14 protein-coding genes are annotated in these 16316 nt (G+C 71.8%); 12 read left to right on the top strand and 2 right to left on the bottom strand.

The annotated features are described in order from the left end of the window. Positions 1–44: 44 nt before the first annotated feature. Both VZQ01_RS12255 and VZQ01_RS12250 read left to right on the top strand, forming a co-directional pair. Positions 45–1040 carry a hypothetical protein gene (locus VZQ01_RS12255; protein WP_426747893.1) on the top strand — a complete coding sequence of 332 codons (996 nt, stop codon included), beginning with the start codon at positions 45–47 and terminating at the stop codon, positions 1038–1040. Between the two features lie 103 nt (positions 1041–1143). Further along, entirely contained in the window at positions 1144–2139 is a 996-nt protein-coding gene (locus VZQ01_RS12250) for a WD40 repeat domain-containing protein (RefSeq protein ID WP_426747892.1), read from the top strand. Positions 2140–2151: 12 nt separating this feature from the next. Here VZQ01_RS12250 and aat read toward each other — a convergent pair whose 3' ends face one another. Next, on the bottom strand, positions 2152–2850 hold the full coding sequence (aat, locus tag VZQ01_RS12245) for a leucyl/phenylalanyl-tRNA--protein transferase (protein WP_223746332.1): 699 nt from the start codon (positions 2848–2850) through the stop codon (positions 2152–2154). A gap of 12 nt (positions 2851–2862) precedes the next feature. Then, positions 2863–3705: an LEA/WHy family protein gene (locus VZQ01_RS12240; protein WP_223784806.1), complete on the bottom strand. Its 843-nt coding sequence runs from the start codon at positions 3703–3705 to the stop codon at positions 2863–2865. A gap of 56 nt (positions 3706–3761) precedes the next feature. On the opposite strand from VZQ01_RS12240, the gene VZQ01_RS12235 reads away from it, so the two are divergent. The 10 genes from VZQ01_RS12235 to VZQ01_RS12190 all read left to right on the top strand — a co-directional run bounded on the left by VZQ01_RS12235 (position 3762) and on the right by VZQ01_RS12190 (position 16161). Next, the gene (locus tag VZQ01_RS12235) at positions 3762–4400 is read left to right on the top strand and encodes a hypothetical protein (RefSeq protein WP_223746334.1); all 639 of its coding nucleotides are present in this window, start codon (positions 3762–3764) and stop codon (positions 4398–4400) included. A gap of 1157 nt (positions 4401–5557) precedes the next feature. Next, positions 5558–7669: a TonB-dependent receptor plug domain-containing protein gene (locus VZQ01_RS12230; protein ID WP_426747891.1), complete on the top strand. Its 2112-nt coding sequence runs from the start codon at positions 5558–5560 to the stop codon at positions 7667–7669. Between the two features lie 29 nt (positions 7670–7698). Continuing rightward, a complete protein-coding gene (locus tag VZQ01_RS12225) occupies positions 7699–8376 on the top strand; it encodes an HmuY family protein (protein ID WP_426747890.1) in 678 nt (225 codons plus the stop codon). A 37-nt stretch (positions 8377–8413) separates the two neighbouring features. Beyond that, on the top strand, positions 8414–9505 hold the full coding sequence (locus tag VZQ01_RS12220; RefSeq protein WP_408887947.1) for a hemin-degrading factor: 1092 nt from the start codon (positions 8414–8416) through the stop codon (positions 9503–9505). After that, complete coding sequence (locus tag VZQ01_RS12215; RefSeq protein WP_426747889.1) at positions 9502–10374, top strand: heme/hemin ABC transporter substrate-binding protein; 873 nt, start codon at positions 9502–9504, stop codon at positions 10372–10374. The genes VZQ01_RS12220 and VZQ01_RS12215 overlap by 4 nt, the downstream gene beginning before the upstream one ends. Continuing rightward, positions 10371–11468, top strand: a complete 1098-nt coding sequence (locus VZQ01_RS12210) for a FecCD family ABC transporter permease (RefSeq protein WP_223746338.1) — start codon at positions 10371–10373, stop codon at positions 11466–11468. Before VZQ01_RS12215 ends, VZQ01_RS12210 begins: the two co-directional genes overlap by 4 nt. Continuing rightward, the gene (locus VZQ01_RS12205; RefSeq protein ID WP_223746339.1) at positions 11465–12268 is read left to right on the top strand and encodes a heme ABC transporter ATP-binding protein; all 804 of its coding nucleotides are present in this window, start codon (positions 11465–11467) and stop codon (positions 12266–12268) included. Before VZQ01_RS12210 ends, VZQ01_RS12205 begins: the two co-directional genes overlap by 4 nt. A gap of 210 nt (positions 12269–12478) precedes the next feature. Beyond that, positions 12479–14230, top strand: a complete 1752-nt coding sequence (locus tag VZQ01_RS12200; protein ID WP_426747888.1) for a hypothetical protein — start codon at positions 12479–12481, stop codon at positions 14228–14230. Positions 14231–14743: 513 nt separating this feature from the next. Continuing rightward, positions 14744–15142, top strand: a complete 399-nt coding sequence (locus tag VZQ01_RS12195; RefSeq protein ID WP_426747887.1) for a hypothetical protein — start codon at positions 14744–14746, stop codon at positions 15140–15142. Between the two features lie 170 nt (positions 15143–15312). Then, positions 15313–16161 carry an EamA family transporter gene (locus tag VZQ01_RS12190; protein ID WP_426747886.1) on the top strand — a complete coding sequence of 283 codons (849 nt, stop codon included), beginning with the start codon at positions 15313–15315 and terminating at the stop codon, positions 16159–16161. The last annotated feature ends 155 nt before the right edge of the window (positions 16162–16316 follow it).

The following is a 16316-nucleotide window of genomic DNA, read 5'->3' as shown; positions in this document are numbered from 1 at the left end:
ATCCAGGATTCGAGTCGCCTGGAGGAGAGCGGATGCGATTGTCGATGCGGTCGACTGCATGGGTGTTGGGATGGGCGCTGCTCGCGCCGTGGAGCGCGGGGGCGCAGGACGATGATGGCTCGGTGAAGTTCATCGTCCCCTCCGACGTGGAGCGGGGCTGTCCGAAGCGCCCGGACGTGGTGCCCTTCACCCAGCGCTCGCAGGCGGGGCTGGAGGGCTCGGGCTGGTTGGTGCACCAGGCCATCATCCCCGAGTCGAAGGACCCCTACTTCAAGGGGCTGGAGCGGGAGCGCGCCGGCGTCAAGCGGGTGGACGAGCTGGACATCCGGAAGCTGGGCGCGCCGGACCCGACGATTCCACTGTGGATCTACGGCAAGACGGACGCGGTGCCCTGTCGCGCGGTGCCGAGCGCCTGGTGGGCCGTGCGCATGGGCGCCACGGACGCGGAACGCAAGACGTTCCTCATGGCGGAGGTGCAGGCGGAGTGCGACCTGCTGCCGCCGGGCAGGTTGTCCGGCACGCCGGTGGCGCTGCGGCAGAAGGACGAGCCCACGGGCTGCAAGCTGCGCCGACCGACGGAGCGCGAGACGGGCAAGGAGGCGGAGGGGCTGCCCTCGGACGTGATGGAGTACGTGCCCGCGCGCGACTGCGACATGCCGGAGTGCGGACGGCTGTGGGAGCGCATCGGCGCGAGCTGGGAGGATGGCACCACGGTGAGCGACTTCCTGGTGACGTGGATGGAGCGCGCCGGGAAGAAGAACCCGTGTGACTGGGCCACGGAGGACCTGTCCCTGGTGCTGCACAAGCCCATCGGCGCGCTGACGCCCGTGCAGCTTCGCAATGGCGGCTCGGTGTTCTTCGGCGGCCTGCACGACAGCGGCGGGCTGAAGTTCATCCTCACGCGGGACTTGATGTCGCTCTACGTGCACGAGGTGGCGAAGCCCAAGGCCGCGCCGAAGGCCGTGCGCTACAGCAGCCCCTCGGAGGAGGACCTGATGGTGCAGCAACGCACCCTGTCCCCGTGCAAGGTGAGGCGCTGAGGGAGTTCGTCGTCTCCGGTGACCGGGGACGCGCCCTGGCTTCGTATGCGGAGGGTGGGGCGCGGTCAGGCCCCCGCTCCCGCCCCGTCGGCCGAGCATCCCCATGCGAGCTTCCCGTCCCGTCATCACCGAGTCCAACGCGGAGAGCCTCAAACCGGTGGCAAGGCTCGGTCCCGCTGTGCCGGACTTGTTTGCCTGTGGCCAGCGGCTCGTCTTCGACCCGACGGGTGCCCGGCTCGGCGCGCTGGCGCGGAGGGGACAGCCCCTGCGGTGGTGGGATGTGGAGACGCTCTCGCCGGAGCCGATGGGCACCCACGAGTCCGCGTCCGGAATGCACTCCCTGGCGTTCCCTGACGCCGAGCACGTCTTGACGGTGGTGTCCGCGAACCGGTCGCCCCAAGGACCGTGGCGGCCGAGGTTGGTGGCCTTCTGCGCGACGGACGGTGCACAGGTGCGTGAGCGGCACCTGACGCACGCGGTGACCCGGCTCGCCGTGTCCTCGGATGGCGCGCGGTTGCTGCTGATTCCGTTGGAAGGTGACTCGCCCGAGGTGTGGGACCTGAAGTCCTGGCGGCCGCTTCGTGAGCTCACGCCGATGGACCTGGGCGTGTCGGTGACGGCGTGCGCGCTCTCTGCGGAGGGCCGCTACGCCGCGGTGACCTTCCACGCCGATGACCGACGCAGCGAGAACCTGTGGCTCTGGGACGTCGCCTCCGAGGCCCGCCCCGTGGCGCTCTCCATCGACGCGTCCACGGTGTGGAGTCTCGCCTTCCATCCGACGCAGCCGCTGCTCGCCGTGGGCGGAATCACGGAGGAGGTCGCCGTGGTGCACGTGGGCGAGCGTCGCCAGGTGAAGTCGCTCGCGGGCTTCCAGGGCTACGCGTGCAACCTGAGCTTCAGCCCCGACGGCGCGCTGCTCGCCGCCTCTCGCGATGGCCGAGGCTTCGGCGTGCATCGCTTCGACACGGGCGAGGCCCTGTTCAGCCATGGCGACGGCGAGGACCTGCACACGAGCGACGCGGTGTTCTCGCCCGACGGGCGCCTGGTGGCGTGGGGCAGGGCGGACGGCACCGTGGAGCTGTGGGGCGTGGAGGACTGACGCTCGCGCTCGTCACTCGGACGCGGGCTGGGTCCACTTCCCCTGCCGCGTCGGTTGGCGCAGGGCCTCGCGCAGCGCGGTGAGGAAGCGCTTCCGGGGCCAGGACTCCGCGCCGAAGCGCGACAGGTGCTCGGTCTCCACCTGGCAGTCCACGAACTGGAAGCCCCACGCCTTGAAGCGCTCCACCGCGGTGACGAAGGCGACCTTCGATGCGTCCGGCGCCAGCGCGAACATGCTCTCGCCGAAGAACGCCGCGCCCAGCGACACGCCGTACAGCCCGCCCTTCAGCTCGCCTCCCGCCCACGCCTCCACCGAGTGCGCATAGCCGCGCTCGTGCAGCGCGACGTACGCCTCCAGCATCTCGTTGGTGATCCACGTGCCGTTCTGCCCGGGGCGCGTCACGCGGCCGCACTCGGTGATGACGCGCGCGAAGGCCGTGTCGTAGCGCACCTCGTACTCGCCCCGCGCCAGCGTCTTCCTCAGGCTGCGGCCCACGTGGAGCTTGTCCGGCTCCAGTACGAAGCGCGGGTCCGGCGAGTGCCACAGGATGGGGTCCCCCTCGCTGAACCAGGGGAAGATGCCACGTGAGTACGCCGCCAGCAGCCGCTCGGGGCTCAGGTCCCCGCCCACGGCGAGCACGCCGCTCTTGTCCGCGCGGTCCGGAGGAGGGAACAGCTCCGGGTGCTCTTCACTCAACAGATAGATGGGCACGCATCGCCCATCCTAGCGGGACACGTTCAGCTTCACCTCGCCCGTCAGCGAGTACGGCACCCGCATCAGTGGACCCGTCAGCTCTCCTGTCACCCCATAGGGCAGGATTCCCCGTGAGATGAGGGACTTCACCTCCGGCCCCCACGAGTCCTTCGTCACCGCCACCTCCACCGGGTACACACCCGTGGCGGACGCATCCACGCTGTCGGCCTGGGCCAGCGTCCCGCTGTCCAGCGCCTTGCCCGCCACCGCCACCTGCCACGTCAGCCCATCCAGCTTCAGCGGGAAGGGGTTGGGGTTGCGGATACCCAGCCGGAGGTTGAGTTGCACCTCCTCGGCCGAGTAGCGCGCCCCATCCAGCTCCTCCACCACCACGGTGGGGAGGCGGGGCACGCGCACCGCGCGGCTCGCGGCGAAGGGGACCTGCTGCTCGGAGTCGCCGGAGCGCACCACCAATACGCCTCGGAGGGCGAGCAGCACCGTGCCGCCCTGGGCGCTCAGGCGCGCGAGGTCCTCGGGGCTCTGGACGTAGGCGGCCTTCTCCTCGAAGGAGACCTCCGTCGCGGTCCCGGGCTGGAGGGCTGTCTCCAGCCTGGCGGAGCCCTTCTTGAGGACCTTCCCGTCGGAGACGAGCTCGTAGTCGGCCCGCTCCACCATGCCGGGGCCGGCGCTCTCGAGCTGGGCGCCGAAGCGCAGGGTGGCCTCGGTGAGGCCCTGGGATTCCACGGAGGTCTGCTGGCCTGTCAGCGAGGCCGAGGCCGACGGACGGGAGGGGGCCGAGGCGCACCCCAGACCCAAGCAGACGAGTGCCGCGAGCTGGACGACGAGCGAAGTCTTGCGCATGACGCTAGACATTGTGTGCACCCTGGAGGGCCTCCCCAAGGGCTTTTCCGCTAGACTGTCCACCACTCGTGGTCCGACGCCGCCCCAACTTCAACAAGACGGTCCGCGCCCTCATCCGGGACATCGCGACGAAGCTGCCGGAGTTCGCCCACGTGAAGGCGGGCCGCATCCTGGTGGTGGCGGGTGAGGCGCGCCGAGCCTCCCGCGGCACCGTCAAGCCCCTGTGCTTCCGGGGTGGCAAGAGCAAGGACCGCCGGGGCCGGCGCAAGCCCGTCATCCGCATCCGCGGCCGGCGGATGCTCTACTGCATCACCCTCCGGCCGCTGTTCTTCCGGGGGTCCACCGCCCGGGCCCGACTGGAGACGGTGATGCACGAGCTCTTCCACATGTCGCGCCGCTTCGACGGCACGCTGCACTCGGGGCGCAGGCACGCGGTGCTCGGCAAGGACTTCTCCCGGAAGCTGCGCCCCCTGGTGCGCCGCTACCTCAAGCAGTGCCCTCCGGAGCTGCTCTCCGCCCTGGCCCTCACCGGCGAGGTGCGCGTGCTCCAGTGGCTGGAGCGTCCCGGCCCCGCCTACGTCCCCGGCACCCACCGGCGCGTGCGCAAGGTCTACACCGAGGACCAGCTCTATTACGGCATCGCCCGCATGGTGACGCCCAAGCCTCGCATCCAGCGCGAAGCCGCCGCGCGCCCCAAGCTTCACTAGGTCGAGGGGAAGCGCCCGGCGCTCGCCTCGACGGCGAGGCCGCCAGTTGTGCGAAGCGCCGCAGCGCCGAGGGTTAGCGCCGGGTTCCCTCCTCGGCGGCGAGGCCATCCGCGCCAGCCTCCACGGCGCGCGCGCCCGCGCTGTGCCGCCTGGGCCGAGCCCTCATCCAGAGGCCGTCTGCGCCGAGTTCCACGGTGCCCCGCCCGCGCGGTGCCGCCTGGGCCGAGCCCTCATCTCGAGGCCGTCTGCGCCGAGCTCCACGGCGCCCCCGCCGCGCTGAGCCGCCTGGGCCGAGCCCTCATCTCGAGGCCGTCTGCGCCGAGCTCCACGGCGCCCCGCCCGCGCGGTGCCGCTCCTCATCGAGAGGCCGTCAGCGCCCGTCTCCAAGGCGCCCCGCCCACGCGGTGCCGCTCCTCATCCAGAGGTCGTCTGTGCCCAGCTCCACGGTGCCTCCACCCGCGCGGTGCCGCTCCTCATCCAGAGGCCGTCTGTGCCCAGCTCCACGGTGCCTCCACCCGCGCGGTGCCGCTCCTCACCCAGAGGCCGTCTGTGCCCAGCTCCACGGCGCCCCGCCCGCGCGGTGCCGCTCCTCATCCAGAGGCCGTCCGCGCCCAGCTCCACGGTGCCCCCGCCCGCGCGGCATGGCCCTGGCCGCGCGCCCTCCGCTCGCCCCGGGCCCCACGGAGTGTCCGCCCCGGACTGTCCCTGGGTGCGCCAATCCCCACTCACCGTCCTCCTGGAACCCGCACTTGTCCGCCCCGGGACAGAACCTGGGAGAGAAGATTGACTTTGATAATGAGTATCAATATCGTCAGTCGCGTTTCAGACACCGGGGTGGAGATGCGCGACGGATGCCAGCGGGAGGGCGAGGCGGGCGAGCTGCGGTGTCTGTGCGGAAGTCTGCTGGCAAGGCGGGTGCCCGAGGGCGTGGAGCTCAAGTGCCGGCGGTGTCATCGGACGCGGGTGGTGCCGCTGGAGCGGCCGCCGGGTGATGGGAGCGCGAAGGGCGCGCACGGTGGAGCGGTGGGAGTTCCGGGGCGCTCGTCCCGGGGTGTCACAGGTTTGGACTTTGAGGCCCGAGGCCGTTGAGCCCAGTGCCCCGTGGGGACTCCAGGACGCTGGGGAGTCTCGACCGGTCGCGGGCCGGAGGACGTTGTATGCGCGGCAGTTGGTGTCTCTTCGTGTTGGCCTGTGCCGCGCCGTCGATGGCGTGGGGCTCGATGGCGTCGGAGCCCGGGGCCGCCGCGCCCGAGTCCTCTGTCCCTTCTGAAGTTCAGTCCGCCGGGGAGCAGGTCCCGGCGCAGTCGGAGTCTTCCGCGTCGGGCGTCACCGAGGATGCGGTGGAGCAGTCGAAGCAGGCCGAGGTCGTCGCGGGTCCAGGGGCCTCGACGACCTCGGCATCTTCGACGCCCGTGCCTGCGGACGCGTCGCTCGACGAGGTGCCCACGGCGCGCACGGTGGTGACGGCGTCGCGCAGGCAGGAGCGGCTGAGCGAGACACCGGTGGCCACCGAGGTCATCACCCGCGCGGAGATCGTCGCCAGCGGCGCACGCGACGCGTCGGAGTTGCTCGCGGCACACCCGGGCCTGGTGGTGAACCAGACGTTCGCGGGCGCGTCGCTCCAGGTGCAGGGCCTGGGACCCGAGTACGTGCTGGTGCTGGTGGACGGCGAGCGCGTCGCGGGCCGCGTGGCCGGCAGCGTGGACCTGTCGCGCCTGTCCCTCGAGGACGTGGAGCAGGTCGAAATCGTGAAGGGCCCCTCGTCCGTCCTCTACGGCAGCGACGCGGTGGGCGGCGTGGTGAACTTCATCACCCGTCGCGCGCGCAGGCCGCTCGGCGGAGAGCTGCGGCTGGCGTACGGCCAGCTGGACCGGCTGGACCTGGACGCCACGGGTGAGGCGCGAGGCGAGAGCTGGGGGCTGCGGCTGAGCGGCGGCCTGCAGCGCCGCGCGTCCTACGATTTGGACACGACCGACGTCGGCACCAGCGGCAGCAGCCTGGACGGCTTCGACGTCTCGGCGAGCGGCGACCTGAAGAACCAGGGGGCGATGTCGCTGGAGGCGTCCGCGGGCGTCTCGCGGCGCACCCAGCGCGGCATCGACCTGGGCGCCACCGGCGCGGTGTTCGACCGGGCCAGTCGAGACACGTCCATCAACTCGCGCGTGGCGCCGTCGTGGAAGCTGAGCGACGACGCGTCGCTGCGCGTGGAGGGCTCGTACTCGCGCTTCCAGCGGACGTACCTGCGCGACCAGCGCCGCTCCTCCGCGCTGGACACGGTGGAACAGACGCGCGACCAGCAGGCCCGCCTGGGCACGCAGCTGGACGCGCGCCTGGGTGAGCGGCACGCGCTCGTCGTCGGCGCGGAGGCGCTGGGCGAGTGGCTGACGGCGGACCGGCTGGAGACGGGCACCGGCGAGCGGGGCCGTGGCTCGCTCTACGCACAGGACAGCTGGACGCTCCTGACGGAGCCCAAGCTCGTGGTGGTCCCCGGCGCGCGCGTGGACGTGGACACGCAGTTCGGCTCGGCGGTGACGCCCCGGCTCGCGGCGAAGGTGGACCCGCTGTCGTGGCTCACCGTGCGCGCCAGCTACGGCTGGGGCTACCGGGCGCCGGGCTTCCAGGAGCTGCTCATCGACTTCGAGAACCCCTCGGTGGGCTACGTCGTGCGCGGCAACCCGGACCTGAAGCCGGAGCGCTCGCGCAGCTTCAGCGTCGCCACCGAGGTGCGCCCCACGGAGCGCTCGCTGTTGTGGGTGAGCGCGTTCCAGCACTCGCTGCGCGACATGATTGGGACGTCCGTGGAGCAGGGCGGCGAGCAGCAGCAGTTCTCCTACGTCAACGTGGCGCGCGCACGGGTGCGCGGCGGCGAGCTGGGCCTCCGTCAGCAGTTCCCGTGGCGACTGTCGGGGGAGCTGGCGTACTCGCTCACCGACGGCCGCGACCAGTCGCAGGAGCGCGCGCTGGAGGGCCAGGCGCGCCACCGGCTGACGGCGCAGGTCACCTGGCGCCACCGCGAGTGGGGCCTGGAGACGTGGGTGCGCGGCGCGCTCGTCGGCAAGCGGCCCTTCTATCCGGACACGGATGGGGACGGCGTCGCCAACCCGTACGACTCGGACGCGTACCTCTCCCTGGACGCGCGCATCGCGTGGCGTCCGCGCGAGGCGCTCCAGTTCTTCGTCATCGGCTCCAACCTGGCCGATGCGGGCAACCCGACGGACCTGCCCATTCCTCCGCGTTCCTTCCAGGCCGGCGTCGCTTTCCGGCTGTGAGCTTCCACCCCCACTTCCCAGGAGCCCGTATGTCCCGTCCCACCTTCCTCTCCGCGTCCCGCGTCGCCGCGCTGTGCCTGTCCGGTCTGCTCGCCGCCTGCGGTGACGACCTGGAGCCCACGCCGGGCGAGGACCTGGACCCGACGGACGGCACGCACATCAGCCACGTGAGCAACGCGGACGGCTCCATCACCACCACGGTGAACGCCACGGACTCGTCGGTCTGGATTGGCCTGGACCTGGACGAGGGCGCGCAGGTGTCGCCGGAGACGGACGCGCTCTGGGACTTGTCCTTCAATCGCTACCACATCCGCTCGCGCGGCGGCGTCAACGGCACGGGTGGCGTGGAGGTGGCGGTGGTGTCCGGTCAGGACTTCGCGGGGCTGACCCAGGCGCCCGCGAGCGGCTACGCGGTGGACCAGGACGACGGGGACGACGAGGGCTCGGACCCGGACACCGTCTTCGAGGCGAACGGCGCCTGGTACTCCTATGACGTGTCCACGCACAAGCTGACGCCGCGCGCGCAGGTGTACGTGGTGCGCACCGACTCCGGCGCGTACGTCAAGGTGAAGATGGAGTCCTACTACGACGACGCCGGCACGCCCGCGATGCTGAAGCTGCGCTGGTCGAAGCTGACGGCGCCCACGGGTGGCGCGGCCGTCGATGACGTGCCGTCCGAAGAAATCTCCGCCGAAGCCTCGCGTTGATGTCGCCGTCCTGTTCCCCCCTTTCCAGGTGTCCGCCATGATTTCCAACCCTGCCTCCACGGCCTCCTCCTCCGAGCCCACCGCCCTCCTCCAGCGTTGGAACGCGCTGCGCGAGGCCGAGCCGCGCATGCGCATCCGCGACGCGGCCCAGCAGTTGGGCGTGAGCGAGGCCCAGCTGCTCGCCACCGGCGTGGGCGGCGACGTCGTCCGGTTGGACCTGCGCCTCGATGCCCTGCTGCCCCGGCTGGACACGCTGGGCAAGGTGATGACGCTCACGCGCAACGAGAGCGCGGTGCACGAGAAGCGCGGCCTGTATCGCAACATCGAGGTGAACGGCGCGGTCGCGCTGGTGCTCGACGAGAACATCGACCTGCGCCTGTTCCTGACGCGCTGGCGCTTCGGCTACGCGGTGCGCGAGACGCGGCCCGAGGGCATCCGCCGCAGCCTGCACTTCTTCGACGCCACCGGCATGGCCCTGCACAAAATCTATCTGGAGGACGAGCAGGGCGTCTCCGCGTTCGAGCGCATCGTCGAGGACTTCACCCACGCGGAGCAGACGAAGGTCGTCCCCGTGGAGGCGGCCACCGCCCCCGAGGCGCCGCGTCCGGACGCGGACATCGACGTGGCGGGCCTGGTGGAGGGCTGGCGCGGGCTGCAGGACACGCATGACTTCTTCCCGCTGCTGCGCCGCTTCAAGGTCGCGCGCACCCAGGCGCTGCGGCTGGTGGGCAAGGAGTTCGTCACGCCCGTGGCGTCCGCGTCGCTGACGTGGGTGCTGGAGAAGGTGGCGGCCTCGGGGCTGGCCATCATGGTGTTCGTGGGCAACCCCGGCGCCATCCAGATCCACACCGGCCCGGTGCACACGGTGAAGGCCATGGGCCCGTGGATGAACGTGCTGGACCCCAGCTTCAACCTGCACCTGCGCACCGACCACATCCACTCGGCCTGGATCGTCCGCAAGCCCACGCGGGACGGCGTCGTCACGTCGCTGGAGCTGTTCGACAAGGACGGCGAGAACATCGCGCTCATCTTCGGCAAGCGGAAGCCGGGCGTGCCCGAGTCCACCGACTGGCGGGCCCTGGTGGAAGAGCTCGTCGCCGTGCTGCCCGCGCCCGGGGTGGTGTCATGAAGCGCTGGAGCCTGGGGCTCGCCGCGCTGCTCCTGTCGCAGGGGGCGCTGGCCGCCGCGCCCGCCGCCGCCGCGAAGAGCGCGCCGGTGAAGCTGGTGACGGTGGGGCCCGCCGTCACCGAGACGGTGTTCGCGCTGGGGATGGGCGAGGCCGTGGTGGGCGTGGACGACACCAGCCTCGCGCTGCCGGTGGCGCGTGGCCGTCCCAAGGTGGGCTACCAGCGCGCGCTCGCGTCGGAGCCCCTGGTCGCGCTCGGCGCCACGGCGCTGCTCGCGTCCGAGGAGGCGGGGCCTCCGGGCGTGCTCGAGCAGCTGCGCTCGGCGGGCATGGACGTCGTCATCCTGTCCAACAAGCCGACGCTGGACGAGGCGCGCAACCGCGTCCGCGTGCTCGCCAGGAAGCTGGGGCGCGAGTCCCAGGGCGAGGCGCTGGTGGCGGACCTGGAGAAGCAGCTCCAGGACGCGGCGGCGCGGGCCGCGAAGGGCAAGCAGAACAAGCCCGTGCGCATCCTCGCGCTGTACGCGCGGGGGGCCAACGCGCTGATGGTCGCGGGCAAGGAGACGCCCACCGACGAGCTCATCCGTCTGGCGGGGGGCGTCAACGCGGTGACGGAGTACTCGGGGCACCGGCCGCTCACGGCGGAGGGTGTCATCCTCGCCGCGCCCGACATCATCCTGGTTCCGGAGGGCACGTTGACGGCCATCGGCGGGGAGGCGGGGCTGCGCGACGTGCCGGGGCTGTCCCAGGCGAAGGGCTGGAAGGCGACCACCGTCGAGGACGTGCACTTCATGAGCCTGGGGCCGCATCTGGGCAAGGCCGTGCAGCGCATCCAGGACGGCATGGGGTTGCCGGCGCGGGACGCGAAATGAGCGCCTCGGACGTGGCACCGGCTCCCGCGAGCTATCCCGCGCGCGAGTCGGTGAATCCGGCCCGTCTCCGTCCACGTCCGTGGTGGGTGTTGGGCGCGGCGCTCGGGGTGGCCGCGCTGACGTCGCTCTCGGTGGGCTCGGTGCGGGTGCCGCTGTTGGGGCTGGCGGGCAGCGTGCTGGGAGCGCTCGGGGTGGAGACGGGGCATCGGCTGGAGGCCGTGCAGGAGGCGGTGTTGCTGTCCATCCGCCTGCCGCGCGTGGTGCTCGGGGTGATGGTGGGCGCGGTGCTGGCCACGTGCGGCGCCGCGCTCCAGGCCCTGTTCCGCAACCCGCTCGTGGAGCCGGGGTTGTTGGGCACCTCGGGCGGCGCGGCGCTGGGCGCGGTGCTGGCCATCATCCTGGACCTGTCCATCGATTCGAGGCTGGGCGCGTTCCGGCTGCTGGCGGTGCCGGGCATGGCCTTCATGGGCGCGCTGGGCGCGACGTTGCTCGCGCAGCGGCTGGGCACGGGGGGAGGACGCTCGGAGACGACGCGGGTGCTGCTCGCGGGCGTGGCGGTGACGGCGGGCGCGGGGGCAGGCATCGGCCTGCTCACGCACATCGCGACCGACGCGCAGCTGCGCACCATCACCTTCTGGACGTGGGGCAGCCTGAGCGGGTCCTCGTGGAGCGTGGTGGGCGCGGCCGCGGCGCCGCTCTTGGTGGCGCTGGCGCTGCTGTTGCGAGAGGCGCGCTCGCTCAACCTGCTGCTGCTGGGGGAGCGCGAGGCGTGGCACCTGGGCGTGGACGTGGAGCGGCTCAAGCGCAGGCTCATCCTGGCGGGAGCGCTCGGCGTCGGGGCGGCGGTGTCTGCGTCGGGCGTCATCGGCTTCGTGGGCCTGATGGTCCCCGCGCTGCTGCGGCTCGGGATGGGGCCGGACCACCGTCGGTTGATGGGGGCCTCGGCGCTGCTGGGCGCGGCGCTGCTCGTCGTGGCGGACACGCTGACACGCACCCTGGCGGCTCCGGTGGAGCTGCCCGTGGGCGCGCTGACGTCGGCGCTGGGGGTGCCCGTCTTCATCGCTCTGCTGGCGCGCAGCAAGGGGACCCTATGAGCCTGGAGGCACGAGGCGTCGAGGTGTGGCGGGGCCGAGGGCGCACGCTGGGGCCGCTGTCCCTGGAGCTGGTGCCCGGCGAGGTGCTCGCCGTGGTGGGGCCCAACGGCGCGGGCAAGTCCACGCTGCTGTCCGCGTTCTCGGGCGAGCTGCCCTGCTCCGTGGGCGAGGTGCTGCTGGATGGGCGCCCGCTCTTGAAGTGGCCGTCTCGCGAGCGCGCGCTGCGGCTGGGCGTGCTCCCGCAGGAGTCATCCCTGGGGTTCGGCTTCACCGTGCTGGAGGTGGCGCTGCTGGGACGCAGTCCGCATCCGATGCGCGGTGACAGTGGCGCGGACCTGGACGTGGCGCAGGCGGCGCTGGACGTGATGGACATCCGTCACCTGTCCTCGCGTCCGTATACGTCGCTGTCGGGCGGCGAGCGGCAGCGCGTGCAGCTGGCGCGCGTGTTGGCGCAACTCTGGGATGCGCCCGCGCATGGGGGCCGTTACCTGTTGCTCGACGAGCCCACGTCGAGTCTGGATTTGTCGCATCAGCACCTGGTGCTGGAAGAGGCGACGCACTTCGCGCGCAACGGTGGCGCGGTGCTCGCGGTGCTCCATGACTTGAACCTGGCGTCGCGGTACGCGCATCGCATCGCCGTCATCGCGGGAGGTCGGCTGGTGGAGCTGGGCCCTCCCGCGCAGGTGCTCCGCGCGGACCTCATCGCGAGCACCTTTGGTCTGCAGGTCCAGGTCGTCGAGTGGCCGGAGGTGCCCGGTCCCTTCGTCATCCCCTCGGGCCGCGTCTCACCTCCCGCGTGAGCGGGAGTCTGGCAGTCGTTGTCTGAAGCTGCTTCTCGCGGGGGTGTGCGGCGAACCCGGCCTCCCTCCAGGCTGTACCGCCGGGCGCCCGCCCCCGCGAGGAGTGTTCTTGTCTGACCCCAGGCTGACCGCCCGTCCTCGGGCGTGGAGCAGCCGGGCAGGCGGTGTTCCAGCTGCTGTTGTCTCCTGATGGACAGAGTGCGCGCTCGGATGCGAGCGAGCAGGGGACCCCCGCGCTTCCTGCTCCTGCAGTCCTCGGAGGAGCGCGTGTTGTCCTGCCGCGCACCCGTCACCAGTGTGGCGGGCGTGGAGGATGTCCCCCTGGTGGGTTTCGAGTCCGCGGTGCGAGCGTGGGCGCTGGTGGTGTGGAGCGTGGGGTTGCTGGCGTGCGGCGCGGGCGCGCCCTGTGATTCCGCGTGCGAGCCCTCCGATGAGGCGTGCCGACAGAGCGCGTGCGGCGCCCTGCCCGAGGAGAGCCCTCGGATGCGCATCGCCTGTGACGCGCTTCCCCCCGAGGGGCGATGTCTGGGCCCTCGCGTGGTGGAGCGCTGTGTCGATGGACAGCTCCAGCAGCGGGACTGCGCGATGGGTGAGGCCTGTGTGGAGGCAGGTGGCGCGCACTGCGAGGCCGCGGCGGCCTGTGTGGAGGGCACGTCCCGTTGCTCCGACGCGGGCGCGCTGGAGCGCTGCGCGGCTGGGCGCTGGGCATCCGCCGCGTGTGACGCGGGCTGTGTGGCGGAAGGGAACCGCGGCTTCTGCGGCGCTCCCGGGCGGACGCTGAGCGGCGTGGCCCGCTATGCGCGGCGACTGCCGGACGCGTCGTTCCGCGACTGGGCGCCGGAGGCGGAGTGGGTGTCCGCGCGGGGCTTCCTCGTCGCGTCGTTCCAGGGCGGGGCGCTCGTGGACCTGGCCGTGACGGATGGCTCGGGGCGATTCACGGTGCGCGTGGCGCGGGAGGTGGGCGCGGAGGACGCCGTGGTGGTGTACGCGGCGGGGCAGGGGCAGACGGGGTTGGTGGAGTACGCGGTGGCGGACCCGGGACTGTCGGGTGCGCAGGGCGTGCCCGCGACGCCTGGTGCCTCGGCGCGCATCTGGAGCTGGTCGAGGCCGACGCGTGCGCTGCTCGATTCACCCGTGGTCGCCATCGAGGAGTCCGAGGGCTCCGGGGCCGCGGCGGTGTTCGAGGCGGTGAGCGCGGCGTGGCACGGGACGCGGGAGCGATATGGCGACACGGGGCTGCCGCTGGTGGCCTGGCTGGGCTTCGGCACGACGTGGTCCTGTGGGGCGTGCTTCGCGCCGTGGCAGGTGACGGCGGTGGGGCGCCGCTGGTCCGCGCAGCTCTGGCTGCCCGGGGACTCGGATGCGGCGTGGTGGTCCGAGGCGATGGTGCTCCACGAGCTGGGACACTGGGCCATGGCGAGCCATGGGACGAGCCCGGCCGAGGGCGGGCCTCATTTCCTGGGCGTGCCGACGTTTCCGGGGCAGGCGTGGAGCGAGGGGTGGGCCACATGGTTCAGCTCGGACACACGTGGCAGTCCCCGCTACTACGACCGCCAGGGCGGGACGATGTTCTGGCTGGACCTGGAGACACGCTCACCGGAGATGATTGCGTGGAGCCGGCCTCGTCCCGAGGACGGGCTGCTCCAGCCCATCGAGGAGAACGAGGTGGCCGCCATCCTCTATCGGCTGGGCACGAGCACGCCGTCGCGGCAGCTGTTGTACGAGTCGCTCGCGGCTCCGGCGATGAACCTGGCTCCGTGGGCGCGGGGCTATCGCAAGCACACGTGGCGCATGGAGGAGGGGACGCCCGTGGATGTGGCGGAGACGCTGGAGGCCGCGCCGTGTCTGGCGGACTTCCTGGATGCGCTCATGTGCGGAGGCTTTCCCCGCGAGCTGATGGACGCCGCCACCGAGCCCGCCGTGGCGTATCCGTATCCGAGCCACGCGCCCCTGTGCAGGTGAGCGGAGCATGTCCATGTTCGCGCCAGGGGCCGTAGGGAGTTCGTCGTGTCGATGATGGGAAGTGGACGCGGGTCGCCCGTGAGGTGGCTCGCGAGTCCTCGACGGCGCATCGCGGGTGCGGTGCTGGCGCTGGCGTTGGTGGGAGCGCTCTCGGCGGGAGTGGCCTCGGGAGTGGAGCGAGCCCGAGGGCGTCCGCGTAGGAGTCCGGAGCCTTCGCCGTCGCTCTCACAGCAGGAGGGCGCAGCCGTGGGCCGTGGAGTGTCTTCACGTGCCACGCCTCGGATGGCGCGCGAAGTGGAGGCACCTGCTCGGGCCTCGTCTCGCGGGAGCGTGTCGACGGCGACCGCCGTGGTGTGCGAGTCGGGTGCGCGTCATCAGGTGCGAGAGGCGCTCTTTCGGACACCTTCTTCGCGCGGTCGCGAGGAAGAACCCCGGACCTCGTCGGACGAACATGTCCACTCGGGAAGTGCCACGGGCGCGCCGAGGGGGCTGACGTCGCGAATGCCCGCGCCGATGCGGGTCGATTGGCGCGAGGTGGTGTCCGAGGGCGGTGCTCTGTCACTCGTGGCCGAGGTGGAGCGACGCGCGGGTCTCGACGCGGACATCGAGGTGAGCATCGTGCTCCCCGAGGGTGCGCGTGTCGTCGAGGGCTCCACGGAGTTCGTGTTGCCGAGGAGCGCGGGGGCCCATGCTCGGGTGACGCCCTGTGTGGTGGCGGTTGCTCCCGGCGTGGTTCCGGAGACCGACCTGGTGCTGTCCGCGCAGGCGCGAGGCGGGTCCTTCGGGGCACACGCGGAGGCGCGGTACACCTTCGGACGCGAGCGTCAGCTCGAACGTCAGCCCGTGCCCACGGGGCCGGTGTTGCCTGCACGGTTCTTCTCTGGGAGCGGGCCCGGTGAATCGGACCCGTGAGCAGGTGAGGACCTGCGCGAGGCGGATGGCGCGTCAACCTTCGCCCACCAGGCCCGGGTTCCTCTCGGGAGCGTGATGCCAGGCAGACCGGATGGCGCCTCGTGAGCAGATGAGGACCCGGGAGGCGTGGCTGGAGTAGATACGGAGCCTCGTCGTTCCGAGGTGCCTCGTTGCAGACCGCTGCCCTGGTGTTGGTGTTGCTGTCCGCCTTCCTCCACGCGTCGTGGAACGCGATGCTCAAGCGGCATCCGAATCCGGAGGCCGGGGTGGTGGGCGTCATCACCGTTGCGACGGTGGGCGGAGGACTGTGGGCGCTGGGGATGAGGGGCGAGGCGTTCCCGACGACGCGAGGATTGATGTGGGCGCTGTGCGCGGGTGCGTGCGAGAGCGTCTACCTGGTGGCGCTCGCGAGAGCACTGCACCGAGCACCACTGGGACTCGCGTACACGGTGTCGCGCGGTGGCGCGATGTTGCTGGTGTGGCCGGTGTCGGTGCTGCTGTTGGCGGAGCGCGTGTCGGTGTGGTCACTGACGGGCGCGTGGGTGCTGGGCGCGGGGCTGGTGGTGATGCACGTGTCGCGCCCTCAGGGACGCGCGGCCTCGGGCGTGGCGTGGGCGGCGCTGTCGGCGGTGGCGATTGCTGGCTATCACCTGAGCTACAAGCTGGCGCTGGCGGAGCGCGCGCAGCCGCCCGCCCTGTTCACCACGGGCCTGCTCATCGCGCTCCCAGTGTTGATGGTGGAGCGCGGGCGACAGCTCGGCTTCGTGGAGCTCCTGCGACAGGCGTGGTGCCGGCCCTGGCTGGTGCTCATCGGGGGAACCATCAGCATGCTGTCCTTCTCGCTATTGCTGACGGCGTTGAGTGACAGCGGGGCAGGGGTGGTGCTCACGCTGCGCAACACGTCCATCGCCTTCGCGCTGCTGCTCGCCGCGTTCCAGGGGGAACGGCTCGGACACCGTCAGCTCTCGGGCGCGGTGCTCGTGTCCGTGGGCGCGGTGCTGCTCGGCATCCCGGCGTAACAACCTCCCAGGCGGAGTGAACTCAGGAGGAGGCGCTGCTGTGCCCGCTGGTGTGAAGCCGCTGGCCGGGGGGACGCGCCAGCGCGGACACGGTGCTCGCGTCAGTCGGTGCTGCGCGGCATCCCGGCGCGAATCACCGCCACTCGGACCCGGGC

The sequence above is a fragment of the Myxococcus faecalis genome (assembly GCF_050039385.1).
Taxonomy (GTDB): domain Bacteria; phylum Myxococcota; class Myxococcia; order Myxococcales; family Myxococcaceae; genus Myxococcus; species Myxococcus fulvus.
This window is presented reverse-complemented; position numbering and strand designations above follow the sequence as displayed.

Coding starts and splice junctions, on each gene's coding strand:
- VZQ01_RS12255 (WP_426747893.1), top strand. CDS start 45: ATGCGGTCGACTGCATGGGTGTTGGGATGGGCGCTGCTCGCGCCGTGG.
- VZQ01_RS12250 (WP_426747892.1), top strand. CDS start 1,144: ATGCGAGCTTCCCGTCCCGTCATCACCGAGTCCAACGCGGAGAGCCTC.
- VZQ01_RS12240 (WP_223784806.1), bottom strand. CDS start 3,705: ATGTCTAGCGTCATGCGCAAGACTTCGCTCGTCGTCCAGCTCGCGGCA.
- VZQ01_RS12230 (WP_426747891.1), top strand. CDS start 5,558: ATGCGCGGCAGTTGGTGTCTCTTCGTGTTGGCCTGTGCCGCGCCGTCG.
- VZQ01_RS12225 (WP_426747890.1), top strand. CDS start 7,699: ATGTCCCGTCCCACCTTCCTCTCCGCGTCCCGCGTCGCCGCGCTGTGC.
- VZQ01_RS12220 (WP_408887947.1), top strand. CDS start 8,414: ATGATTTCCAACCCTGCCTCCACGGCCTCCTCCTCCGAGCCCACCGCC.
- VZQ01_RS12215 (WP_426747889.1), top strand. CDS start 9,502: ATGAAGCGCTGGAGCCTGGGGCTCGCCGCGCTGCTCCTGTCGCAGGGG.
- VZQ01_RS12210 (WP_223746338.1), top strand. CDS start 10,371: ATGAGCGCCTCGGACGTGGCACCGGCTCCCGCGAGCTATCCCGCGCGC.
- VZQ01_RS12205 (WP_223746339.1), top strand. CDS start 11,465: ATGAGCCTGGAGGCACGAGGCGTCGAGGTGTGGCGGGGCCGAGGGCGC.
- VZQ01_RS12200 (WP_426747888.1), top strand. CDS start 12,479: ATGCGAGCGAGCAGGGGACCCCCGCGCTTCCTGCTCCTGCAGTCCTCG.
- VZQ01_RS12195 (WP_426747887.1), top strand. CDS start 14,744: ATGCGGGTCGATTGGCGCGAGGTGGTGTCCGAGGGCGGTGCTCTGTCA.